The organism is Nocardiopsis lucentensis DSM 44048, from assembly GCF_000341125.1.
GTDB classification, from domain to species: domain Bacteria; phylum Actinomycetota; class Actinomycetes; order Streptosporangiales; family Streptosporangiaceae; genus Nocardiopsis; species Nocardiopsis lucentensis.
On sequence record NZ_ANBC01000891.1, the window covers coordinates 1 to 314 of the forward strand.

At 78.3% G+C, this 314-nt stretch carries 1 protein-coding gene; it reads right to left on the reverse strand.

The features are described from left to right. Nucleotides 1–314 (reverse strand): type II secretion system F family protein (locus tag D471_RS0130480; RefSeq protein ID WP_017602117.1); only part of this gene is annotated, 314 nt, incomplete at both ends.

Below are 314 nucleotides of genomic sequence, written 5' to 3' on the forward strand. Positions count from 1 at the left end.
CGCGTCGCAGATCCGCCGCGTGCCGGTCCAGCAGGTCGGCGACCGGTGCTCCGGTGTCCGCCGCCCGCGCGAGGTCACGGCCGACGGCGGTCAACGACTCCGGGAGGGCGGGACTCCGCCAGGCGGTGGCGGGGTCGGCCCCCAACCGCAGCCGCTCCGCGACCAGCGCCAGCTCCTCCCCCAGCCGCCCGCCCGTCGACCGGGCCACCGCGGACAGGCACGACGGAACGGTCGCCCCCGCGCGGACCCCCGAGGCGAGCAGGCCCACCGCCACGGGAAGGTCCGTCGTCACCACAGGAACGGCCGACCGCGTA